The following is a 23,223-nucleotide window of genomic DNA, read 5'->3' as shown; positions in this document are numbered from 1 at the left end:
TGTTACTTTAAAAAATTTACCTTAATTTTTGTTAGGTAACACATTAACGGATACATAAAAACATTGATGCATCAAGATTTATAAAGAAAAATTATACCTTGTTACCTTATTTTTGTATACTATATATTTTTAGTTAGTTTCGTTTTAAAAATCATTTTTATAGCAGATTAATAATGTTTGTACAGGGTAACATAAATTAAGGTAACAAGGTGACATTTGAGTGGGAAATATGCTGAAGCCCTTGATATTACCGCGTTTTATTTGTTACCTCCCGAAACGTATTAATGGATACATAAGTTACATTGAAGAAATAAAGGTAACACTTTTTTTGGTAACAAAAAAGACGACTGCTTATTTGCAATCGTCTACTAGGAAACCTTGTAATCCCTCATCAGGGAATTTAGATATATCGATTACCCAGCATTTATAAAGTTTACCTTCAATTCTTTTAGCTTTCGTACCTAAGAAAAATTCGTATCCTTTTAGATCGTTAGCAACTTTACGACTTGATGTGTAATGGGGATTTTTCTTCCATTCTTCATATGTTCTCCAAGCTGAATCCGGAGCAATATAAAGAAGGTTTCCTTCAACTTTATAATCAGATTTATAAAGTTTATATTTGTGAGCCAAATAAGCAAGGTCTTTCAAGTATGTGATAGCATGATGGTTACTTTCTGCGTCTTTCTGTCCTTCTTTCATTTCATATTCTACTTCATGAAGTAAACGTTCAAGAAAAGCATCTGTATAAAGTTGAGTACCAAATTCTTTATCAATCCATTGAGCAAAAGTAATAGCTCCCGCTACTAATATCGCAAAATTTTTACGGATACGTCCAGATACCTCTTTTATACTTTTTAAAGTATTATTGATTAGTTCGAAGTTATCAAATAATACCGGTTTCCACTCATGTGAAGTTCTCATCATATATTGACCTAGCCAATAAATGACGTGGTGGTTTTCTTCTAACTCATCAAAAACTTGTTCGACTTGATTAATTTTTAAGGCATCAATAAAAACCGTTCTTGTTGTAATCGCACTATCGCTTGTAGCCACTTCTCCACCGAATGCCAGTGTAGCGCGAACAGGAAAATAAAGTAGTTTGTTTGGATCATTTGTACCTCTCTCCAAAGGAGAACGGTTAAAAATGGTATTAAGAGCTTCACGATGTTTTACAAAGAAGTCCATTGTTTTAATGCTTTTTTCCTCTGCTTCATCATATCCGACTGGTAAATGAGAAAACCATGCCAATCTTTTTCTTAATCCATCTAATCTCGGCGGCGGTGGTAGTCGAGTATCCATACCGGCAAAGCGAAACACGTTTTTAAGAAACTCTGTTTTCCCTGAATTTCTTAAACCATGAGCGTACAAGAAAGGATGTTGCTTTGTCTTTTTAGCTAACTCATTGACATGCATAGAAGTAGTTGTAAATCCAATTCCAAGCCAACCATAGGTCCCATATAGAATTTCAAAATTTGTAAGGGTACTAAGAATTTCCTCTTTTGTTGGCTTATCCTTAACGTGCTCTACAATAATGTTGAATGCTTCATTTTCCACTAAGATATAATTCTTCTTCCCTGTTTTGAAGATTTTATCTTCGTTACGATAATATATTTCTCCATTGATATAAGCATGAGTGGGGAAGAACCATGCTCTTTCTTGTTCATGCCAACCAACATAACCAATTTCTGTGATCTCTTCTGTTTCGTAAGAAAGTATAAGTTGAACTAACTGATCTAAATCCTTTTGAGAACCTAACCAGTGGAATTTACCGTTTCCCAAAACAAATGTTTTAAATTGACGATTAATCGATTTTGTTTCAGCATCAAGAGTAACAATTTTGTTTTCTCGGTTATTAAAGATACGAATGATATCCTTTCGCTTGCCTTCTTCATCTTCGATGGAGTATAATGGAAGTATAACAAAGTTTGATAAAGCGATTTCTTGATTATCCTTTATGGTGGTATAACATTTTCTTTTCACATCTATTTGAATGTTAAGGTTAAATTCTAACTTGTAATCTAATAATAGGCGTTCAAGTTCATTTAATTGGGAGCTTTCATCTTGGAGGGTGGTAGCTCCTTTTTCATTTTCTTCTTCATTTACTTTTTCTACCACTTCATGAAATAAGTTAATGCTTTCTCCTACTTCAGACAATTTTCTCTTTTTACGTTTTTTATCTAGAACAATTACTTTGTCTTTTTCTAAAAAAGGATTTGGAATATCTTCTTTCTCAGATTCCGTTTTCTGTTGGAATTCAATAAATTCTTGTTCCCACTGTTTTCTTTCCTCATCTGTAATTTCAAACGGTAAAGTATCTAACCAATTTTCTGCTTTACTCATATAGATGCCCTTCCTTCTCTAACCAGTATTCTAAGATTTGTTCAAGCAGTTTTGTTTTGGTTAACCTTCTTCCTTTTGGATGTCCGTATCGGTTTTCTTCATAAAGACGATGAAAGCCTTGGTGAAGTTCTAAAGGGATATAAGCGTTGTAATGGGGTTTTCCTTTAAAATCACGTTTTTTAGTAGAGATACAGACATTACCTTTTTCATGTTCTTGTAAAAACAATTGAATGGCTCTAGCCATTACATGTTGAAGTTGCAAGCCAAAATTAGTTGCCACAATGTGGTCAATCCGCTTTTTGATGTCTGGATGGACTGTCACGTTTAAGTTTTTGGTTTGAATAGGTTTTGTTGCTTTTTCAATAACCAACATTGCTTCCCCACCTTTTTTTGTTTCTTTTGTTCAATTTTTCCTATCTTTCTTTACTATACCTTATATTTATATATTTTTGAACATAACAAACAAAAATTTATTTTAACTCCTAATATATTAATAAAATAAAAAACAATTAACCAGATGGCCTGACCAAGCATTAGGGAGATGTTTGTTCGTTGCACAAAAAGCGAAGGGAAAATGGTAAGGTTATATATTCCCATGTGATTTCCTACAATGATACAATAACTAAGGAAATTATTTCTAATTATTAGATGGATTTTCAGGAAGGGGGCAGCCTATGAACAATATTGAGAATGAAGTAAAACATATAGAAGCCATTATTGACCAAGATTATGAGGGGCTAGATTATTGGAATATTAATCGAGATACTGCGTTGAAACTTTCATGCACATTGTTTGAGGAATGGGTATATCAACTGGATCAAGAAATTCTCTGGTCTACGGAACCACAAAAAAAAATAAAACTCAAAGGCTTTATAATTACCTTAGTGGAAGCATTAGATTGGTTAATAAGAATGGCATTTAAGAAAAATAAAATAGATGGATGTAATCTTGAAGATGTTGATACCTTAATCAAATATACGCAAGAAGCATTTGCAAAAGCCATAATTCATGTTAAAGCGGAACAAATCTTTCTTCCTTTTTGGAAAGGGTTATATAAGGCTAAGGTAGATAGTAAAAATCCGAATAAAGATTCTATAGAATTTGAGTTCCATTCCCATGACGTAGCGGTTTTAGAGGGTATTAATTTTGTTCTTCTAGAGGAATATAACCATTATAAGTTAAAAAAGTTAGAAAAAGTAGAGCAGACTATCAAGAAACTTTATGGCAATGTACCTGAAATGCACTATCATACTATGAGCATTGCAAGAACGGAATTTGATTTTGATTTTCCGGATGATTACAACATTGGTCCATATACTATCAGGGATATAAAAAATGTATGGAGAAGAGTGATACGGGAAGCGTATTGGGCAGATCGACACAATCGAGATCAAAAATTGATAGATAGAGATTCATTACCCGACTTATCAAGCATGAAGGTAGAAAATTGGGAACTTACTGACGTAAAAGAAGAAACTGCTTTAAAATTAATAGATGACTTAACCTATACCGGTCGGATGAAAGGTAAACAAAGATCTTCTAAACCGTTATTACAACCAATATTCCAACTGTCAGACGGTACAAGGATTATAAGTCCGCGATTTATTCTATACAATCAACTAGGAAGGAATATCATCACAATCTTAAATAGAATATATGGTGATGAAGCTAACCAACATGCAGATTCAAAGGAAACGATTTTCATTAAGGAACTAAGAGACATTACGTCGCAATATCCAAACCTTAGTGTATGTCATGATGTACCTATTGATGGAACAAACGTTGATTTTGGGATTTTAGATACTAATGATAATACTTTAGCATTATTTGAATTGAAGTGGTTTGTAGAGCCAGTTAATTCTGTTGAAATACAAAATAAAGATGCAGAAATTAGCAAAGGTTTGCACGAACAATTGCCTAAATATGAAAATGCTATTAAAGAAAACGGGTCAAAATTCACTTTAAAAGCATTTGGAAAAGAAATTGAAATAAATGAATCATTTTATTTCGTTTTAACAAGGTTGACTATTGGAAGTGGGCTTATTAAACCTAGTCCTTATAAAACAATAAACATTCGCATGTTGAAAAAAGCTCTATTTGATACTCATGGCAATTTAAATCAAGCCTGTAGAAAACTATATGATGGTCTCTATTATCCAAAAATAGATGTGGATTTTTCTTTAGAGAAAGCAGAATTTAAAATGGGGAATGTAACTGTCATAGCAGACTCTATAAAAAAATTAGATTCTTCATATGACTTATCTATCCCATCCGATTCAGAAGTATCCCTTTTGGGCTTTGAAATGAATCCAGAAAAGGTGCCTCAAATGAAATTTAAGCATGTAGGCTCAAGCATATACAAACTCACCAAGGACTCTATAGAAGAAGAAAATTCGAGTAAAGAAGGACCGAAGCAGCTAGAAACATCAGTTCAGGGTTTCCTTAAAGGAGTTGCTCCGTCTGAGGATCAATTAAATGTCTATGCTACTAGTATGTTTAACAAAAGGATTAGTCGTCGAGAACGCAGGAAGCTTGAACGACGGATGAAAAAAGAAATGAAAAGAGCGGTGAGGGACATAATGAAGGACATACACAACTAAAAATATTCAAATTATTACCCTAAATAAAGAAGGACATGCTATATGAAGCATGCCCATTCTTTTCTTAAAGACGAAATACTGTTCACGAGCAAAAAGTTGTTTAAAAACCATCTTTCCTTCAACTACCACATTTGAAAAAGGTAGTAGCTTAAAGGAAAAATGTATTTTAATAAAAAGGGAGTTAGCAAAACTCGAATAATGAGTTTAATAAGCTTTATTAATGTAAATGGACTAGATAAATTAGAGAACACTTGAATTTATTTTCAACAATTAGTCAATATTTTAGAAGTTTACGAGAAGAAAGGGAAATAATATGAGTAAAATTATTGATACTTTAGCTGACTTAGCTGCTAAACAAAAATTGGTCCCGTTTATGGGTGCTGGCTGTTCTGCTACCATGCTACCAGATTGGGATTCCCTAGTCGGCGAGATGGCCGAGCAGTTAGGACTAACGTCTACTACGAATCATTTGCAAATTGCTCAAAAATTTGTGGATACGTTCGGAAGAAATAAATTTTGTGAGTTTTTGAAGAGTAAATTAGAAATTTCGGAATTTGATGATGAAAAAGGGTATATCCATTTAACAATAATGAATTTGGGTGTTCCCGCTATTTACACTACAAACCAAGATAATGTGATGGAAAAAGCGTTTGAGAAGTATGGGAGGAAATACAGGACTATCATTCATTTAAAGGATTTCGCTGAAGCGAAATTGTCAGAACAGCTTTATATTAAGTTTCATGGGGATCTTAATTATCCTGAATCTATCGTATTCACACAAGAGGATTATCAAAAAAGAATGAGTGAGCCGGAAAATGCACTTAACATCCGCTTGCGAGCAGATTTATTAGCAAAAAATTTGTTATTTGTAGGCTATAGTTTTCGTGATATCAATATTCAACAAATGTTTGCTGAACTACGGGAAGCATTTTATGGAGAATTACCAACATCCTATATGATTGCATATAAATATAGTAATGAACTCCAAACACTGTGTGATGAATACGGAATTACATTGATAGATCCCTTGAAGGAATGCCCTGAAGCTAAAAATCATATAGAAGCCTTCGAAACCTTTTTAAAATGTATGTTAGAAGAAGCAAGGAGCAAAAAATTTGAAGATGAAATGAAAGAGTTTTTTACACCAATATCTTCAACACCTGTAAAAGTGGTAAGTAAGCAAGAAATAGAACTTTTAGAACAAACTATAAAAAAGAAACCTTTTTCTATAGGCATTAAAGTATTTCGGGAAATTTGTAATTCATCAGATATTCCTTTAGATTATGAAAAGCGAATTGTCGAAGCATTTATTGAACTAGCTAAGAAAGTAGAGACCGATAAAGATACCGATTCTTTGAATGCAGCAATCTTTAATTTAAAATTAAAGAATCCGCTGAATAAACTTAAGATTTTGGCTGCTCTTATGGCAACTGCTAATGTAAGAAGCCCAAAAAGTAAGTATGGTGGTGACAACTTCTTTGTTGTGATGCAAGGTGTTAGTAAAAGTACTTACATTGTTGTTGCAGCAAAAGCAATTGAGTACGTCTACAGATGGGGCTGGAAACCAACACCTCCGCTTTCTTGGAATATCAATCACTGGATAGAAAAAGGAGCTGATTTCAAGGATTTACCAGAACAAGTACAAAGATACGTAATGTACTGGGTGAATAAAATGAGAGCAGATTGCAGAACAGTTGCGGAACACCCAATTAAAAGGCAACAAAGACTTCAAGATTATCCTTCAATTAACCCCTCAGTTAGTCTGACAGGAGATGAGATTAAATTACTGAGTGAGTTAATTAGCCAAGAATATTAACATTTGTCTTTATATCTTTGTAGAAGAAAGACCATCATGATCACAGATAGCGTAGCAAACGAAGCAAGAGTGGCGAAAGCGATACTGTACAATCACACTGAGTTGCGTGAGCGTATTGAAACCGCTGTACCAACAACAAGCGCAAGCCCCTATTGCAAAACAAGTGAAGCGAGAAATGAATGAGAGTAATAAAGACCGCTCTGATTGAATCGCTGAAACGGAGGATTAGGAAGTTAGAGGATGAGAACAAGCAGCTGCGAGAACAGTTGAAAGTCGCTTACGCAGGATATATAAAAGAACGTTGTTCTCCCTGCTTATTCAACGGGCAGTATTGTTTATAACAAGCAATCAAAAGAAGTACCATTTTGTGGTTCTTCTTTTGGCTATTTTATAAATTTACTTCATTTTTTCCTCTATTTTTTCTAAAGGTAATCATAATTCGTGTCACAATTTGCATTTTGAGCACCTACAGAGAAAGTTTTTCTTGCCACATTAATAATGCCGTCTTTTTGATAATTTCCAAGAACTTTAGGACCTTGCTCATTTTTATCTAGATTTCAAGTATGTGACAGATGAAAAATAATGAAGTTAATCGAAATTACGGGCAAGCCCTTGAACTAAACAAGAGGGTCTTCCTTTTTTCTCTCAATAGCCAGTAAGTGATTGCGTAAGTATCATGTTTATAATACGCTAGAGGAAATAAGAGGAAAAGGGAAGAGTGAGTGAGAATGAGAGTGACATCTGTTTATCCAACGAAAACTTTCAAACTCGTCTTAGAATTTAATCATGGAGAATATCGACTCTTCGATATAAGAAAGATCCCCACTGACCCTAAAGGATTGGTAGCAGATATCCAACATGACAGAGAATTATTTCTTACAGCTGAAATAGATTCGATTGCTGGAACAGTGCGATGGGAGAATGGTGTGGATTTCGACCCTCAAATGCTATACGAACAGAGCGTAAGTTTAGATCGCTTAACCGACATACACGACTATATACAAATAAAGGAAAATACTCCTGTTACCAAAGGAATCCGGTTATTGAAGCAGCATATTGTAGCTTTCAGAGAGTTAATTGAGAACTATGAATATTACTTGAAGCAAAACATTAGCGAAGAAGAAAGGGAAGAGACGATTAAGGAAATAAAAGAGCTAAAAAGCAAAATCCTTTCCTATCAACAGTCTGTATTAGTTTTAGAGGGTTATCAAAAGGAGAATACACATGAATAAAATAGCAAACAAAGATAGACTAGACCTTCTCGTACAGGTAATCAGCGGCGATATAACTTACCTTCACTTTATGACAGATGAACATGCTAAAGATTATTTAGAATGTGTTCATTTCATTAATTAACTCGAATGATCGTGTTCTGGTAGAGGTTAGTATATCTACTATGCGTTAATTCATACAGAAATATAAGTGAAGAAAAACCTTGGTAAGATTCAAGACTAAGTTATTCTTCAGTTAGACTGGTATAAAACGACTTTTTCCATTGAAAAAGTCGTTTTATACCCTAAAATCACTAATTCACTGTCTTAGTATTCTTAGTATACGCTGAATGTCTGTTTCTACAGTATATACACGTTTGTTTAAAGCCTCTGTTTTATCGTCGATGTATTCTTTGAAAACCTTTTGGTGTTGACACAACTTATCTTCGACATGCTTAAAATGACTTCTCATTTCATTTGTTAAGTTATCAATTTTCTCATCAAAGTTTTTTTCATATTTATCAATACGTTGGTTCATTTTTTGTAGCTCACTAAGAATTTGTTTGAGTGTATCTTCCATACAATTCCCCCAATCCTGATAAGCTTTTAGTGGAATACCTTTTCTGTTCAGTATCTTAAAATAATGGTTTGTTGCACTTGTAAAAGATTAATTGTCATTTAGCCCTGCTGCGAAATAAGTTGCAGGGCTTTTGCATTTGCAGTTTGCAGAGCAAAGCAGTTGAGAGATCGTTATTCCTTGATATACGGAAGTAAAAGTACATATAATCCTTTCTTTTGTTCGACAGTAAGTGCTGAGAGCATCCTATTTAACTTTCTATCTAATTCGTCTACAATGTCATCTTCGTCTTCATTTGTTAATTCAAGTTGCATTTTCTGAAACTCACTGTTTCCTTCAGCCCTCAAAAAAAACTCACTTAGAGAAATGCCGAACTCTTCACATATTTTAGAAAGAAGTGCAAGAGAAACCTCTTGGTTGCCACTTTCGATACGCGATAAGGAGGGTTGAGAGATATTAATCTTTTTTGCAAAATCAATCATTGTTATTCCTTTTTCTCTCCGCAATTCTTTTATTAATCTTCCAATAACCAATTGATTCATAATTTACTTTTACTCCTTTTTTTAATCATTCCTCCTTAATCGTACTGTTTTTTAATTTTACATTCAACTAACTATATTGTATACTTGTAATGAATATATTCATAAAATGAATATAAGGGGGTATTTTGATGATCGATGGTTTACAAAAAGCTGTAGATGAGTTTATTGAAAAAAGGTTAGAAGCATTATTAACAAGCAGAGAATATCAAATGTATGCTGAAACCATTTATAAGGATTTAGAAGAGAAGTTGTTAGTAGCTACTGAGTCCCTCGAAGGAGATGCTAGAGATTCTTTAATCGAAGATATTAGAGCAAATATATTTGATCAAGTACTTATTCAAAGTAAGATTGCGTATCGCCAAGCGTTTAGTGATGCTCTTGTTTTTATTATTAATACTCTAATCATTCCGAAGAAACTTTAGTGCAAATGAAGGAGGTCTATATGAGGGTATTCTCGGGGAAAGTCGTGATTGAAGTGTCAACACTCGTTGAACAAGATGAAGAAAAAATTATGATTCAAAAAGCTCACGAAGGTTTAACGTCTGAACTGTTTAATGAGATTGAGCTTCTATTCGGTGTAAGAGGCTATATGACGGGTTCAATAGGTGCAACATTAGTAAATGTTAGAGAAGCAAGAGAAGGCGATATAGCGCTGATTAAATCTCGATCAGAAGAAGCTAAAAGAAAAATCGATGATATTTATAATAAAGCCAATAGACGAATCTTTGAAATAGAGTAATATTTCCAGCTGCACATCAAAACAGGTTGAAGAAACGTTTACGAGTTGTAACCGTTGTTTTAACCGCTAAACGAAGTTGAATATAATATTATTTGATTACTAAAAACACCGTCATAAAAGTAGGTTATCTTGTTGCTTAACATGGAGTAGGACAAGAGTTCTTTGTATGATTTTATTTTACGAAGACATTCTTGTTGCACACAACTTCTCCATGTTAAGCAGCATAAAAGTTTATCGGAGGGAAATTATGATTGCCTTACTGCCGCTGCCAAATAGCTTATTTGATAGTAATTTAAATAGCGAGGATTTGTATGCTCATATTTATAGTTACTTTTCTTTTCATTTGGAAAAAGAGGGGTATGGCAAAATAGAAGGATTTGATTATCAGGAACTAGTTGATTTAGAAAGTTTAGCTGAATTTGAAAAGTTCTATATGCCGATAAATATAATTGCTGCCCATTTGTACGGACTTATAAGAGGCATTGATGTTGTAGTTTATGCGTACCTTTGTTACATCGCTTTTGAAAGTGACAATAGTACTATTAAACCAAATATTGGTGAAATAGCTATGAAAACAAAAATAAAAAAGACAGAAATCAGAAATTCTATAAATAATCTAGTTAGCTTAAAAATCCTGATCCATAGTTCAAACAGCGGGTACTATTCAATTATAGAGCTGAAGCATCCGACAATAATTTTTAAAACTGAAGCTTTGATGAGAGACATGAAAAAGCGCCGGAAAACTATGTTATAAACTGCACATATTTGACTTCTAGTGAGTATCGTTAAGTTCATGCACATCTATTGTAAAGGGAGAAGATTCTAGGTGACTGAACAAGAGAGCCGATTTTTTATTGATTCATACTATATTGAATATTGTGACGTTACTAATCACACTCCAACCGTGCTTAAATTTGTTACCAGCAATGTCCCGAACGAGTTGGTGGAGAATTTAAAAGAATTCTTCTTAGCCGCTGCAAAATCATTTCTGGGTGAAGTAAGGTATGGGAAGTATTCGCTACCTGATAGGAGTAGCTATGGTACAGTCATCAGTGTGAATCCGAATTTTGTGACTGCAACTATCATGCCTATCAATCACTTTGACGTGTATTCTGGATTAAAAATAAATATAGTAGGAACTTACTACAAGATAGATCAGGGAAAGTGTAAAGTTAATTTTGGTGAATATGTGCTAAATAAAGAGGCCGAGGATATAGATGTACTTTTAGCTCATTTGAACTCAGCAACCTCAATGAGTTTGATATTACAATACGATAATGCAAAGAAGTTTATGACGTTAAATAATATTGCGGTAAGTTTCAGGTTTTTATGATAGAAGGGCTGTTTAGGATTGATTGTAATTGTATGATGTCCTTAATTGTATAGAAGCTTAATACGAGTTTGATTGTTTTATGGTTTTATGTACATAACAATATTCTGAAACATTTATTTTAGAGATACATTTAAATAAATGGTATTTTTCGGGAAAAGAAACTCATTGAATTAAGTAGTGGAAAATGTACATTTTTTACAGAAATGTGGATTAGACACATGCCAGAAGTAATAATAGGGGGATTAATTAATGAAGTTTTGGTATTTTAATGATACAGGAAGAATAGTGAACATCCATCCCTCGACATTTATTCGTTGTAATACAAGCAATGCACCGATTAAACCTTTAGAAGAAAGGGTGTTTGAGTTACCAGAAGGTACATCATCTGTCTGGGTTAAAATGTGGGATTATGGTGAAGAAGGATTAAGCATTTTAGTCTCGCCGAGAGAAGACATCGATTCGGATTAATGCATACATAGTACGCTGAAAAATACAATATGAAGATAATGAACAAACAGGGTATTCTACCTATAATCCGAATACCCTATTTAAGTGAAAAACTACAAAAACAAAAATTTCTAAAGAGGTGGAACAAATTATGCCGCTATCCTACTCCGAATTCAAAGAGAGGGAGATTAAACAAAAATAGAAAATAGAAGGGAAAATGGAAGTTTTAAGGGAAATGATTAAAGACGGAAAATCCTTTGGGGACATCAAACATATGAATAAATACTTCAAACTACCTGAAGAAGTAATTGAGACATTGTTTAAAGAACAATGAATACTCTCCACCTACGCATATACATATTTAAGGAAGGATCTGTTTATGATTTCAGGTCTAGAACAAAGAATCAACATTAAATTTACTTATTGATTGATCCGGTTTTTAATAAATACAATGTTATGTTAACTTGAAGTGCGTAGGGCATACAATCAAAGATTTCAACCATCGCTTCTCTCCTTATGGTACGATTAGGAAAAGGAGGGGTTACTAATCTAAGATGGATTGGGGATCAATCATTTTTCAATTGGCCATGTTTGCTTTTCTTATTGCTTTTGCAACTGCGGTGTTCTTTGCAGTCAAATCATTAGTCATGAGAAGAAGTTCAGAGAGTAGTGCAGTACAAATTGAAAAGAAGCTGGATAGAATCATTGAACTGTTGGAGAAACAAAGCAAAGGATAACCCATTCTTTCAGAACGGTTTAGAGGGTGCCACTTTCTTTATTGTATAACAACATAGAACCAGACAAAAACTAACCCAAATAAACATCTTGGAGGAAACCATGCAACAGTTTATTTTGGTGTTAGTATTAGTTACTACAATTATGGTGAGTCCAAATCAAATTCGAGCAGATTCATCACCATCTTTACCATGTAGCGTGATATTAGAACCGCTTAATAAGCAGAACAAGAATACAAAAGGGGTAGCACTAGTGTACAAGGTGAAGCTGACACCGAGCTTCCCGCGAACAAGTATAAGTATTCATGCTCTCCACTTACCTGACCTCAGCACTTTGGGGAATTACGACATGTATGAAGGGTTTGCTTTTATTCCAGATGAAATCAGTTTGCGTTTCAAACTGTATCCTTCTGCAGAAAAGTACGACCCCACATGGGCAGGGAGAATCGACAATATTACCGCAGAAATGAAAGAGGTTCAAATACAAGTACGTCCTTCCAACTCAAAAACGAAGAAATTAGGACCGCCAATCTTAACGAATAACATAAAATACTGTAAATAAACATACGACTTTTGGTAACGTAGATTTATGAAAAAAACAGCTGATCGCAAAGATAATTTTTACGGTTGTTGTAAAAATAATAAATGTTAAAGAGCTTGGAACATTCTCCAAGCCATTTTTTTATGTTAATTGTAATGTGAATTCTGAGGTGATTATTGTGTGTTTTAGCCTGTTATTTAACGTGCGTTTTTCTGTTTTGCACCTCATTACGGAACCTGTTATCGTAAAGACCAGCTGATTTTTCATTCCTTTATATTTAGCTCTATCATTTATATTTTTCAATAACTGCAACGAGTTTACCCACCTATATTATTCTGTCTCTGAGCGCGTGGTAGGTCCCGTTGCTGAAAGGCTGTCCTTATTACCACAACAAACAAATTACCACGCTTTTTTATGCAGGGAAAAGGCACACCTTTACAAGAATTTGTAACTATCGACAAAAAGTGACTTATTAACTTGCACTATCATCACAATATTTTCATACTAACAAGTTGCTTGTTTGTAAGAATACGGTAATATAAGGTATATATGGTAAAAGACTATACATGGGATGTGGGAAGGGGCTTCTATATGTTTGTGGCAATCAATGAAAAGACTGATAAGCAAAGGGCAAAGAAGGAGAGTTTCATCACATTTTTATGATCAGCATCTAAATTCGGAGTCATCAAGACAACAACTAATCATATAAAAGATTAATATTCCTACATTTTTGGGGAGAGATTAGTATGGGAGTTAAATTAGAGTTTGCTAAAACAGGAAATGGAGAGTTAGTGCATATTAGTGAACGATTAGAAAGGAAAGGCATATACAGATGTCCGTTTTGCAATGAATCCGTAACTGCTAAAAAAGGAAATCAACGGACTCACCATTTTAGCCATAAGCCGAATAGTCAATGTTCAGTCAGTGAAGAAACATTGCTTCATTTCCATGCTAAACACTATATAAAGAAGGAGTTATATATTGATTTACTTTTTCCAGTTGATAAGCTGATTAAGCTCACTCCTTTTTTAAAAGGCTTAGGTTTAAAACAAATTCCGATTGCTCTAGCTGATATTGTAGGGTACTACGATGTCTACGGTATCTCAGTGGAAAAAGCGTTAAATAAATATGTAATAGATGTTTTAGTTGAAGGAGATGATAATTATTTAGTTATAGAAATTTGTGTGACACATCGTATGGAAGAAGAAAAAAGAAGTTATCTAATCAATCATAATATCCCTTTTATTGAAGTATTCCCCTCTAAAAATAATAATGGATACTCTTATACAGTTTGCGACTTATATTTGCCGGGCTTTCTTGAACAATACGAGGAAAACGCAGTCGAAAAGTAGATACACACTACTTACGAATCTTTTCAAGAAGAACTTTTACGAATGGCTAGAAAGGAAATACTGAATAAAAATCAACTTGAGTTGTATCAACAAGAAGTCTTAGAACAAGTCTTGGAAAAAATTGATCGCATAAATCTACGAGAGCATATTGATAGTGTACTGTATAAAAAAATGCATAGCATACCTGTAATAGCATATAATGCAAATGCTTTACGATTCGAAGAGTTTTCAAATGCTCGATATATAAGCAGTAAAACGATAAAAATTAACAATGGACGTTATTTTCTAAATCGAGAACAGAATATTCTGTATAACTTACTTCAAACATTTCAAAAAGAGGGTATTAAAATCGATGCAATTGTTTGTGAAGATGAATTTCATAAACATCCATACGTGGGCGGTTTTAATTTTTTAATACCTTCTTCCTGTATAACCGGTGAACAGATAAAAGAGATACTAAAAAAACTAGTTTTAGAAACGCGAATTGATAGGGAATACATAGTAGAGCATCATAAAGATTCTGGGTATCCATTTTAATCATAAAAATAGGCAGGCTTCTAAATACAGACTATTTCGATTCCATAAAACCGTTAGAATACCATTCGAGTCAAATTGAATATAGCCATTACTACAAAAAGAGGTGAATGTATGTATCTGGCGAAGTTAAAGCTTTGGAAGTTTAGAAAAAGGGTAGCTTAAATCGCAAGAAATCCTGATTAGGAATGTGCAGTAACTAATATCGCACCCTACCTCTTTTAAAACTCTTTTTATATCCCTTCAAATTTTAGCCTTAAATTTTTATGTCCTGTCTTGACTGCAGAAATGGAAATCGCAATAAGCGAAACATATGATATTATAAAAGGGATTAAGAGTTTTAAATTGCATAAATCGAATGCTTACTTACAAGATTTCTTAGTAATGATATACTTCATTGTTTTTTAGAATTAATGCTAAGAGGGTGAGGAAAGTGTATAAGAGAATAGAGCGGTTTCAAACAAAGGCTTTCTCTTTTAATGAAGAAATAGAACAAATTTTTGATTATTATTTACAATTGTTTTTAAAGGAGTTTGAATACACTTTATTTAAAACTTACATGCAGGAAATATGTATGCCAGATATAGAAGCACAGCTAAATAAATACTACATAGCTAATCATCTTAGTGATAAATTAAACTTAATACCCAATAGTCTTACTGTCTCACAAGTGATGGAAATATTAGATAGTATTATTACATATAAACTAGAAGAATGTTTGACAATAAAAGTTCCTTTTGAAAAGCTTACCAATTCAAATACGAAAAAAAAAGCAAGAGAATTAACCATCAAATTCAGTGAATATGTCACCTCTAAAAATAGTGATGATATTAACCTGAAAAATTATATTCATGACCTAGATTTAGAGTTTTCCAACAATATTTCAAAAGGTATAGATAAGGATAACCCGTATTTTAAACGACCTGAATATTTCTTGCTTTATCGAATCCGAAATAATATTTGTAAAAGAATTAATCAACGACAGTATTCTATTAAACACATCGATAATTATCGCAAACAGCTAAATAGTAAATTTATTAATTTGCTATATGAGACAATTATCGAGGACCAATTAGTCAAGCTTGACCTTAGTTATAAAAAAGAAATATTTCGCTGTATTTTGAAGGAATTAGAAAATGATTATTTAATGCATTTTCTATTAGGTAGAACTGTAGAAGAAGGAAATAGTATACAAATAGAATTAAAAAATTTACTACTAGAAAATAATATAACTAAAAAGATTGAACATGCTATGCTAAATAAATTTATATTAACTATTGAGCATTACGAAATCGAAAAAATTGCAAATTTGATCAGAGAACTAGATGAAGTTTTTAATGATTATACAAAAGAAATAACAGAGAGATTTGGAGAAGATAAGGTAAACTCAAGATTGCCATGGGACAAAGAGAAAATAAGAATGCTTTTTTTAGGTGTAATCTTTGCTAAAAATAGTCCTAATATTAACCAATTAATAGCCACAGCATATGAAAAAATAAGTATTGAAAAAAAACAAAAATTGATTGAAAATCTCAAAAATAATTTTCTCACTGATGTTAATTATACTGTAGCAGTAAACGTTAATGACTTAGCAGTTAAAAATGAATATTTTGACGTTCGCCTCGGTGATATTGAATTCATCTCGAATGAGTTGTTTACAGGATGGCAATATGAAAAATATCCAAAGGATACAATAAGAAGAACATTATTAGACAGTAATAGTAGAGATAACAGTGCTTGGGTGTTAGTTCATAATATAGAATGTGCATTCGGAGATACAGAAAAAGCTGTTTCAATTGCAAAAGAGAAAGTTTCAGACTTATTAAATATACTATACTATTTTATCTCAAAGGAACAGGAAGTTAATTATAAGTTAAACCATTTATTTATTGTACATAATGAGAAAAGCGGAAATTTAACTTGGCATAATGAAAGAGTACCATGGAATGAACCCAAAATAATTGATGATTTAGACACTGGTCTTATTGAATTTTTAAATAAAAATCTTGCAAAGTTATCCAAGTGGAATTTAGATATGGCCTTCAAAAAATTTATAGAATTTTGTAAAACTGAGAGTTTAACAAGGAAGGTGCAGTTAGAAAAAGAAATTATCAAACAGTTATTTGGATCAGAGCAAAGTATAGAATATTTAGCTGCTTGCAGCGCTATTATAATTGCAGGTTCGAACTATAAAAAATCGGATGTAAACTACAGAGAAATGAGACTTTGGCTATATGAAGATTTCAAAGAATTATTATTAATAGCTGATGATACTAATTATCTTGCTTTAAAAGAAAGAATCTATGAAAGGTTTAAAGTATTTGTAAAAAATATAATTTCTACAATACTTTTTAATATGGCAACTTTAGAGAATCATGAAAAATACACAGTAGAAGATATTTTAAAGTGGATCCTTTTCATTAACAAAGACTCTAATTCGGTTTGGGGTGATCAGTAGTGAAAACAATGAACATAGAAAATATACCCCAACTTAAGAGTATTTTAGAAAACTTCAATGGTGAGACTTGTTATATCTATGATACTAATCGTAAGTTACTATCAGAGGGAATTTTGACAAAAGATAATGCAAAGAGTTTTAGTGATATCATGAATAATTCAATTAATTTTGAAGTAACCGAACAAGATTCTATAAAAGTATCAGTAAAAAATTTAGTATATCCCCTAAATTCAAATCAATACATTGTTACATCTACAATTGAACAAGAAGATCATTTTTATTTATTAGAAATAAATTGTTACTGGGAGAGCTATGGAACTTTAGTTGCAAAGAATATTGAGGTAGAGCATTGCTCATTTTCAGAAATAAGTGAACAAGAATACGATACTATAAAAAAACGTACAGTTTACAATTTTGATTGGTCAAATATAATTATTCAACCGGGGGGAGGAAAAACTAAAGCAGACGCATTTGAAGATTTATGCATTGAAATGATTTCCAAATGGCAGGTTTTAAACTTAGATAGAATAGGAAAGGGGGTTGATAGGGGGAGAGATGGAACTTTTATAGTTAATATGGACTCTTGGATTCCTATTGTTAATAAACCAACAAAATGGGTTTTGTAGTGTAAATATTCAGAAAGTTATGCGAAACTAGAAATAGATGAAATATATTCTGAAATGGTAAAAGTACTAATGCATGAGCCTGATTATTATTTATTAATGACTAATAGAAAAATAACTAGTGACTTCTTAGATTGGTTCAATAGTAAAGCAATTAGTGATAGTCCTTATTTTATCCCCTATAAAAAAATATTGATTCAAAGGGAACAACTAGAATCCGAACTTTCTAAACCAGAATTTCTTGAAATTCGGATGAAATATTTCAAGTAAAGTCTTTATTATTTTGATGTTAGTCTAAAAAGTGGACACGGAGAACAGAGAGATTATAATAAACTTAAATTACAATAGGTTCGAGGTGTCCAATCATGAAAAAGAGAACATTTGATAAAGAATACAAGATTCAAGCGGTTGAGTTATGCTTGGAGGGGGACAAGTCCATCGCCCAAGTGGCAAAAGAACTAGGTTTAGCTTACAATACTCTTCACCGTTGGGTTAAAGAATATAAAGAAAGCAACGGAAAGAGTTTTGTGGGTTCAGGCCATATCAAGCCACAAAATCAAGAAATCATCGAATTACGCCGCCGCAATCAAGAGTTAGAGGAGGAGTTAGCCATCCTAAAAAAGGCGTTAGGCATCTTCACCAGAAACCAGAAGTGATTTACGCATTCATTTTTCAACACCGAAATGAATTTCGTGTGGTGAAGATGTGTCAAGTGCTCGGTGTTTCAAGAAGTGGGTATTACGACTGGCTCAAGCGTCCGAAAAGCAAGCAGAAAGAACGAAAAGAACAATGGACTCAACAGATTCGAAATGAGTATCTAAAGTCCCGTAAGATTTACGGAAGTCCAAAAATTACGCAAGAACTACGCAAACAAGGGATTCATGTGTCTCAAAAGACGGTGGCTCGCATCATGAGTGAAGAAGGATTAAGATCGATTACGGTGCGTAAATACAAGGCGACAACCAATAGTAATCATCCTTACAACGTGTATGCGAATCTGTTGGAACAGAACTTCCAAGCAACGGCTCCAAATGAAGTATGGATGGCCGATATCACGTATATTCCCACTGACGAAGGATGGTTGTATTTAGCGAGTATCATGGATTTATATACCCGTAAAATCGTAGGATGGTATATCGATAACCGAATGACCAAAGAGTTAGTCATCAAAGCGTTACAGCGAGCGTTAAACAACGAGAAACCAACAGGAAGAGTGATTCACCACTCGGATCGTGGAAGCCAGTATGCGTCGAATGATTATCAACAACTGTTACAAGAGTATCATTTCCAAGTCAGTATGTCGAGACGTGGGAACTGTTACGACAACGCTTGTATGGAGTCGTTTCATAGCCTAATCAAAAAAGAGTGCATTTATCTGAATCGATTCCGCACGCGGAAAGAAGCGAAACAAGCCATTTTTGAGTACATCGAATGCTTCTACAACCGTAAAAGAAGTCATTCAGCCCTTGGTTATGTATCGCCATGTGAATTTGAAGATGCATATCACGCTAACCAGAGAAAAGTAGCTGCATAAATTCAGCTATTTCTCTCTGTTTAACGTGTCCGTTTTCTTGACATAACACCAATTTTTATTATTATTGCAAGTTAGATATTCTAAATTAAAAGGAATTTTCTTATTGTATATATCATGGTTTTAGTTGGAACTATAATAATTTCCTCGTTACATACAATCATACAATGCAAGAATATATAAAAATTTTAGACAGAAGGAAAAATTACATTTCTTTTCTTAAAGTTTCTTAAGTATTTTTGATATGTGTAGAGTGTGAAAATGCGCATTATCACTCTCATAGAGTTCTGTAGTTGATGTAAATAAATCACTCAAAAGCTCCTAGCGTTTAAACGATTTTAAACGATCTAGGGGCTTTTTATTTATTTTTTAAGAGTCTATTTTTATCGAAAAATTCAAGCTTATAAATCAGCAAAAAACAAGCGTTATAGAACATATAAGTCGGCATGGAAGGCTCATTTTTTGGACTGAAGAACCCTTGATAGTACTGAATTGTTATACATCAGACCTATGAATGGGTTCATAGATACAATTGGGTATGCCTAGATATACCCAATTGTGCTTATGAAGAAATATCTATGAGTGCGCATTCATTCTAAAAGCAACTAAGTAGTAAATTAGATGAGCCTAATTATATCAATAGAATAGTCGAAATTAAGGATTAGCTTAGACATATTTTCAAAATAATGTTTAGCTAATTTTAAATTAATTTTTCATTAAAGTTAAAATGGGAAAAAAGTAAAGATATAATGTTTTAAAATTAATATCCATTCAATATTACAGAAAGGAGAATTTAATGATTAACTATGGAAAAACAAAACGAAAAGTTAAACATAACAAAAGATATGTTTATAAAAGACGTACTTGATGTATTAAATAGAGGGATCACAAAACCGGAGATTGCAGCGAAAAGCGGAATTCGACTCACAGATTTAGAAAACAAACTAAGTAACGCGGGCATTACCCAAAATAAAGATGGGATGTATATCGCCACTTCTGACAAAGCACTGAACAAGCGGTTAAGCGATAGAATATACAATGTACACAGAAAACGGGAGATAAAATCAGAAGTAGTTGATAAGTCGGGTTTAGAACGTCTTTTTTCTGAAGTCCGTGTTTATATGAATGCTGAAAGAGAAAAAGCAAAATTATATAAGCCTTCCAAAGCAATTTGGGCTCAGGTAAAAGCGTTGCAAAAGTTATTATTGAACGTTCAGCAAGACTGGCTCATTGATGCTTTAATCAAACGAACGCTAGATACGCTATCCGTTACAGATGATTTGCAAAAATATTTAGCTGAAAAGGAAACGAATCTATAAAATTTTGTAAAATTGATGCTGCTGAACATTTTTGGAGAAATAGAGAAATAAACGCGTCTTTCGATATTAAAAAGATTAAAGACTACTTAAAATAGTGATAAATAACGTCTAGGAATACAATAAATCCTAGACGTTTTTATTTAATTACCATAGATACCTATCTCGTGTAATAGAGATCCGAGAAACAAAATAATAAGGCAAATTTTTTGAAAAATCGAATTTACCACCTGAATATTCCGAGAATAATATCTTCCGCTGTTGGTCAAGTGAAGGTGACCGTTAAACAACATAGGGAATGATAATATTATTATACTAGGCATATAATATACATTATATGCTATAATTCGCGAAAAACGCCAGCTAAACTCGTCATATAATGTTATAATTTGTATAAGTTGCTAACAGAAAAAAGCTGTTTTAACTCGGCATATAAGATTGGGGGATTGAAGGTGTTAAGACTTTATGAAGACTATTTAAAAGAACAGGGGAAATCAATACATACTATTAAATCTTATTTAAATGATATTCAAGCATTTTATCAGGACAATAAGATAGAAATGAATTGTCCAGTTGTAAGTTCTGACATTCGTAAGTGGATTGATGATATGCTTAACCCGCAAGAAGGAAAGGGCATGTCTGTCGCAACCATTAATCGCCGGCTAAATTCCCTACGTTCTTTCTTTAATTGGGCTGTTAAAGAAAAAATCATCTTAGTAAATCCAATGGAGGGTATCCGGGATTTAAAAACAGCAGATGAGGAACACGAGAACATAATGTGGCTTACAGAAGATGAGTTTGAAAGACTGCTGGAGCGAATGAGAAGATATCCTATCAGAAGCAGGGGGGTAAACCCCGAAGAAAAATATCGGCGGGATCGAGCAATTATTTATTTACTTACATATGCAGGGTTACGGGTAGAAGAACTATCCAATTTAAAAATACATGATTTAGATTTTGAATTACGGAAGATTCGGGTAGTAGGAAAAGGGAAAAAAGTTAGAACGTTACCAATGTCAAATCTCTTATATCATGAATTAAGTGACTGGCTAGATTTTCGTGAGAAGATTGCGAAGAAAAAAAGTTTTGTTGCTCATTCACCATATTTGTTTTATAGCCAACGATCTGGAAAGTTTTCTGTGCGAGGTATTCAAAAAATGATCGAAAATTACAGTACAAAAGAGAAAAAGTTAACTCCGCATATGTTTAGACATACTTTTTGTAAATGGATGCTTAAAGCCACAAACAACGATATTGAGAAGGTACGCAGGCTTGCAGGTCATAATCATATTTCTACTACAATTCGTTATTTGAAGGATTCTTATGAAGAGTTATCAGATGCAGTGGAGGCATTACCTAAGTTCTAAATACTAAGGTTCAATACAGTGCTGCACTGAGAGTAATGTAGGGAAGGGAGCGCAATGATCAATTTTAACGATGGTTATTCAAGGGAGTTTAACAGAATTATAAACACCGTAATTCAGCAAAAACATTCGTTTTTGGATGTCTGTGTTATCGTTTATTGTCGATTTTCTTGTTCAACTCCTATGGAAGAACGGATGAACTTCCATCATCTGTGATGAAGCTCGCTTCATGGTTGGCTAACATGGTTGGCTAACGGGGAAGTTTTGTTCAACAAGGTATTGCTTTTTCATTAGGGGATAATTACCATGAAAATAAAAGGTTCGATTTATTAGAGGTGAAACCTATGGAAGAAGAGAGAAGAAGTATTAAAGGCTATGAAGAACTTTATGACATTACGAGGTCAGGCAGGATTATTATAAAAAGAAATAATCGAGTTCGCCATAGAGAAGGTAATGAATATGGATACGTTAATGTTCATCTTCATAAAAACGGAACTAGAAAGCTTTATAAGACATTTGAATTATGGAAAGAAGCATTCCCAGATGCAGACATAAATGAGTATAAGGGTATGAAGTAAGTTTCCTAACGGTTGTGTTAGTTGAGGAACAAAGGTCAATATTTGATAAAGTAAGTAGTTCCGTTTTTGTGGAGTAAACCTTAAATTAACATAATGAATCACACGATAATCCGCAGTAAAAATTACATAGTAATTCGCACGAAATAAGCTTGAGGAAGATTTGTCCTCAAGCTTTAAATTTTAACGTCAATATTCCACTAACGCCCGAGTTAGTGGAATATTTTGTGTGCGCCCGGCATGGGTGTAATCTATAGGGTGAGAGTCCCGAGCTGCGAAGGCAGAAGTAGCAGTTAGCTTAACGCAAGGGTGTCCGTGGTGACGCGGAATCTGAAGGAAGCGAGCGGCAAACTTCCGGTCTGAGGAACACGAACTTCATATGAGGCTAGGTATCATTGGGTGAGTTTGCACAACAAAACAAAGCCCTTTCTGCCAAAGGTGATACAGAGTAAATGAAGCAGATGGATGGAAGGAAAGATTACACTCTTACCCGGGGAGGTCTGGCTGGCACGCCAAGTAATCTTGGTAACCTATCTAGTGATAGATAGCTGAACAGTCAGAAGTCAGCAGAAGTCATAGTACTCTTTCAA

General features: G+C 33.4%; 22 protein-coding genes and 1 pseudogene. 19 read left to right on the top strand and 4 right to left on the bottom strand.

Features of this window, described 5'->3' with window-relative positions; genetic code table 11:
* Positions 1 to 351: 351 nt before the first annotated feature.
* The gene (locus tag GD441_RS09240) at positions 352 to 2,340 is read right to left on the bottom strand and encodes a hypothetical protein (protein ID WP_153125986.1); all 1,989 of its coding nucleotides are present in this window, start codon (positions 2,338 to 2,340) and stop codon (positions 352 to 354) included.
* The gene (locus GD441_RS09235; RefSeq protein WP_153125984.1) at positions 2,333 to 2,713 is read right to left on the bottom strand and encodes a hypothetical protein; all 381 of its coding nucleotides are present in this window, start codon (positions 2,711 to 2,713) and stop codon (positions 2,333 to 2,335) included. Before GD441_RS09235 ends, GD441_RS09240 begins: the two co-directional genes overlap by 8 nt.
* Before the next feature lie 301 nt (positions 2,714 to 3,014).
* Here GD441_RS09235 and GD441_RS09230 point away from each other — a divergent pair, with 301 nt between their 5' ends.
* The 4 genes and pseudogenes from GD441_RS09230 to GD441_RS09215 all read left to right on the top strand — a co-directional run bounded on the left by GD441_RS09230 (position 3,015) and on the right by GD441_RS09215 (position 7,988).
* Entirely contained in the window at positions 3,015 to 4,940 is a 1,926-nt protein-coding gene (locus GD441_RS09230; protein ID WP_153125982.1) for a hypothetical protein, read from the top strand.
* A 313-nt stretch (positions 4,941 to 5,253) separates the two neighbouring features.
* The gene (locus GD441_RS09225; protein WP_153125980.1) at positions 5,254 to 6,756 is read left to right on the top strand and encodes an SIR2 family NAD-dependent protein deacylase; all 1,503 of its coding nucleotides are present in this window, start codon (positions 5,254 to 5,256) and stop codon (positions 6,754 to 6,756) included.
* Positions 6,757 to 6,801: 45 nt separating this feature from the next.
* A pseudogene (locus GD441_RS09220) lies at positions 6,802 to 7,097 on the top strand (DUF6262 family protein); the annotation flags it as partial.
* A gap of 387 nt (positions 7,098 to 7,484) precedes the next feature.
* Positions 7,485 to 7,988 (top strand): DUF2442 domain-containing protein, encoded by a 504-nt coding sequence (locus GD441_RS09215; RefSeq protein ID WP_153125978.1) that lies wholly within the window; start codon positions 7,485 to 7,487, stop codon positions 7,986 to 7,988.
* Between the two features lie 298 nt (positions 7,989 to 8,286).
* Here GD441_RS09215 and GD441_RS09210 read toward each other — a convergent pair whose 3' ends face one another.
* Both GD441_RS09210 and GD441_RS09205 read right to left on the bottom strand, forming a co-directional pair.
* On the bottom strand, positions 8,287 to 8,547 hold the full coding sequence (locus GD441_RS09210) for a hypothetical protein (protein WP_153125976.1): 261 nt from the start codon (positions 8,545 to 8,547) through the stop codon (positions 8,287 to 8,289).
* 170 nt (positions 8,548 to 8,717) lie between these two features.
* Complete coding sequence (locus GD441_RS09205; protein WP_153125974.1) at positions 8,718 to 9,086, bottom strand: helix-turn-helix domain-containing protein; 369 nt, start codon at positions 9,084 to 9,086, stop codon at positions 8,718 to 8,720.
* Positions 9,087 to 9,214: 128 nt separating this feature from the next.
* On the opposite strand from GD441_RS09205, the gene GD441_RS09200 reads away from it, so the two are divergent.
* The 15 genes from GD441_RS09200 to GD441_RS09130 all read left to right on the top strand — a co-directional run bounded on the left by GD441_RS09200 (position 9,215) and on the right by GD441_RS09130 (position 22,636).
* Complete coding sequence (locus GD441_RS09200) at positions 9,215 to 9,508, top strand: hypothetical protein (protein ID WP_153125972.1); 294 nt, start codon at positions 9,215 to 9,217, stop codon at positions 9,506 to 9,508.
* Between the two features lie 20 nt (positions 9,509 to 9,528).
* Complete coding sequence (locus tag GD441_RS09195; protein WP_153125970.1) at positions 9,529 to 9,825, top strand: hypothetical protein; 297 nt, start codon at positions 9,529 to 9,531, stop codon at positions 9,823 to 9,825.
* A 166-nt stretch (positions 9,826 to 9,991) separates the two neighbouring features.
* Complete coding sequence (locus GD441_RS09190; RefSeq protein WP_153125968.1) at positions 9,992 to 10,579, top strand: hypothetical protein; 588 nt, start codon at positions 9,992 to 9,994, stop codon at positions 10,577 to 10,579.
* A gap of 72 nt (positions 10,580 to 10,651) precedes the next feature.
* Positions 10,652 to 11,158, top strand: a complete 507-nt coding sequence (locus GD441_RS09185) for a hypothetical protein (RefSeq protein WP_153125966.1) — start codon at positions 10,652 to 10,654, stop codon at positions 11,156 to 11,158.
* A 249-nt stretch (positions 11,159 to 11,407) separates the two neighbouring features.
* On the top strand, positions 11,408 to 11,626 hold the full coding sequence (locus GD441_RS09180) for a hypothetical protein (protein ID WP_153125964.1): 219 nt from the start codon (positions 11,408 to 11,410) through the stop codon (positions 11,624 to 11,626).
* 533 nt (positions 11,627 to 12,159) lie between these two features.
* Positions 12,160 to 12,342: a DUF4083 family protein gene (locus GD441_RS09175; RefSeq protein ID WP_153125962.1), complete on the top strand. Its 183-nt coding sequence runs from the start codon at positions 12,160 to 12,162 to the stop codon at positions 12,340 to 12,342.
* Positions 12,343 to 12,442: 100 nt separating this feature from the next.
* Positions 12,443 to 12,901, top strand: a complete 459-nt coding sequence (locus GD441_RS09170) for a YoqH family protein (RefSeq protein ID WP_153125960.1) — start codon at positions 12,443 to 12,445, stop codon at positions 12,899 to 12,901.
* Positions 12,902 to 13,626: 725 nt separating this feature from the next.
* Positions 13,627 to 14,232, top strand: coding sequence for a competence protein CoiA family protein (locus tag GD441_RS09165; protein WP_153125958.1), 606 nt, complete (start codon positions 13,627 to 13,629; stop codon positions 14,230 to 14,232).
* 42 nt (positions 14,233 to 14,274) lie between these two features.
* The gene (locus GD441_RS09160) at positions 14,275 to 14,769 is read left to right on the top strand and encodes a hypothetical protein (RefSeq protein ID WP_153125956.1); all 495 of its coding nucleotides are present in this window, start codon (positions 14,275 to 14,277) and stop codon (positions 14,767 to 14,769) included.
* A 430-nt stretch (positions 14,770 to 15,199) separates the two neighbouring features.
* Positions 15,200 to 17,224, top strand: a complete 2,025-nt coding sequence (locus tag GD441_RS09155) for a hypothetical protein (RefSeq protein ID WP_153125954.1) — start codon at positions 15,200 to 15,202, stop codon at positions 17,222 to 17,224.
* Positions 17,224 to 17,850: a hypothetical protein gene (locus GD441_RS09150; protein WP_153125952.1), complete on the top strand. Its 627-nt coding sequence runs from the start codon at positions 17,224 to 17,226 to the stop codon at positions 17,848 to 17,850. Before GD441_RS09155 ends, GD441_RS09150 begins: the two co-directional genes overlap by 1 nt.
* Before the next feature lie 362 nt (positions 17,851 to 18,212).
* Positions 18,213 to 19,381 (top strand): IS3 family transposase gene (locus GD441_RS09145; RefSeq protein WP_153125950.1). Its coding sequence is split into 2 segments (ribosomal slippage): positions 18,213 to 18,480 and positions 18,480 to 19,381, totalling 1,170 coding nucleotides; the frame shifts between segments, so codons are not numbered across the junction.
* Between the two features lie 803 nt (positions 19,382 to 20,184).
* Positions 20,185 to 20,697 (top strand): hypothetical protein, encoded by a 513-nt coding sequence (locus GD441_RS09140; protein ID WP_153125948.1) that lies wholly within the window; start codon positions 20,185 to 20,187, stop codon positions 20,695 to 20,697.
* A gap of 449 nt (positions 20,698 to 21,146) precedes the next feature.
* Positions 21,147 to 22,061, top strand: a complete 915-nt coding sequence (locus tag GD441_RS09135) for a tyrosine-type recombinase/integrase (RefSeq protein WP_153125946.1) — start codon at positions 21,147 to 21,149, stop codon at positions 22,059 to 22,061.
* A gap of 341 nt (positions 22,062 to 22,402) precedes the next feature.
* Positions 22,403 to 22,636, top strand: a complete 234-nt coding sequence (locus tag GD441_RS09130) for a 3-ketosteroid-delta-1-dehydrogenase (protein WP_153125944.1) — start codon at positions 22,403 to 22,405, stop codon at positions 22,634 to 22,636.
* The last annotated feature ends 587 nt before the right edge of the window (positions 22,637 to 23,223 follow it).

It is taken from the genome of Peribacillus tepidiphilus (genome assembly GCF_009466385.1).
GTDB classification, from domain to species: domain Bacteria; phylum Bacillota; class Bacilli; order Bacillales; family DSM-1321; genus Bacillus_BN; species Bacillus_BN tepidiphilus.
The sequence above is the reverse complement of the archived record's forward strand: the minus strand, read 5'-3'. Positions and strand labels throughout refer to the sequence as shown.

What these genes read in the sequence shown, in the direction of transcription:
- GD441_RS09240 (WP_153125986.1), bottom strand. Translation starts at nt 2,340, where the DNA reads ATGAGTAAAGCAGAAAATTGGTTAGATACTTTACCGTTTGAAATTACA.
- GD441_RS09235 (WP_153125984.1), bottom strand. Translation starts at nt 2,713, where the DNA reads ATGTTGGTTATTGAAAAAGCAACAAAACCTATTCAAACCAAAAACTTA.
- GD441_RS09230 (WP_153125982.1), top strand. Translation starts at nt 3,015, where the DNA reads ATGAACAATATTGAGAATGAAGTAAAACATATAGAAGCCATTATTGAC.
- GD441_RS09225 (WP_153125980.1), top strand. Translation starts at nt 5,254, where the DNA reads ATGAGTAAAATTATTGATACTTTAGCTGACTTAGCTGCTAAACAAAAA.
- GD441_RS09215 (WP_153125978.1), top strand. Translation starts at nt 7,485, where the DNA reads ATGAGAGTGACATCTGTTTATCCAACGAAAACTTTCAAACTCGTCTTA.
- GD441_RS09210 (WP_153125976.1), bottom strand. Translation starts at nt 8,547, where the DNA reads ATGGAAGATACACTCAAACAAATTCTTAGTGAGCTACAAAAAATGAAC.
- GD441_RS09205 (WP_153125974.1), bottom strand. Translation starts at nt 9,086, where the DNA reads ATGAATCAATTGGTTATTGGAAGATTAATAAAAGAATTGCGGAGAGAA.
- GD441_RS09200 (WP_153125972.1), top strand. Translation starts at nt 9,215, where the DNA reads ATGATCGATGGTTTACAAAAAGCTGTAGATGAGTTTATTGAAAAAAGG.
- GD441_RS09195 (WP_153125970.1), top strand. Translation starts at nt 9,529, where the DNA reads ATGAGGGTATTCTCGGGGAAAGTCGTGATTGAAGTGTCAACACTCGTT.
- GD441_RS09190 (WP_153125968.1), top strand. Translation starts at nt 9,992, where the DNA reads ATGATTTTATTTTACGAAGACATTCTTGTTGCACACAACTTCTCCATG.
- GD441_RS09180 (WP_153125964.1), top strand. Translation starts at nt 11,408, where the DNA reads ATGAAGTTTTGGTATTTTAATGATACAGGAAGAATAGTGAACATCCAT.
- GD441_RS09175 (WP_153125962.1), top strand. Translation starts at nt 12,160, where the DNA reads ATGGATTGGGGATCAATCATTTTTCAATTGGCCATGTTTGCTTTTCTT.
- GD441_RS09170 (WP_153125960.1), top strand. Translation starts at nt 12,443, where the DNA reads ATGCAACAGTTTATTTTGGTGTTAGTATTAGTTACTACAATTATGGTG.
- GD441_RS09165 (WP_153125958.1), top strand. Translation starts at nt 13,627, where the DNA reads ATGGGAGTTAAATTAGAGTTTGCTAAAACAGGAAATGGAGAGTTAGTG.
- GD441_RS09160 (WP_153125956.1), top strand. Translation starts at nt 14,275, where the DNA reads ATGGCTAGAAAGGAAATACTGAATAAAAATCAACTTGAGTTGTATCAA.
- GD441_RS09140 (WP_153125948.1), top strand. Translation starts at nt 20,185, where the DNA reads ATGGAAAAACAAAACGAAAAGTTAAACATAACAAAAGATATGTTTATA.
- GD441_RS09130 (WP_153125944.1), top strand. Translation starts at nt 22,403, where the DNA reads ATGGAAGAAGAGAGAAGAAGTATTAAAGGCTATGAAGAACTTTATGAC.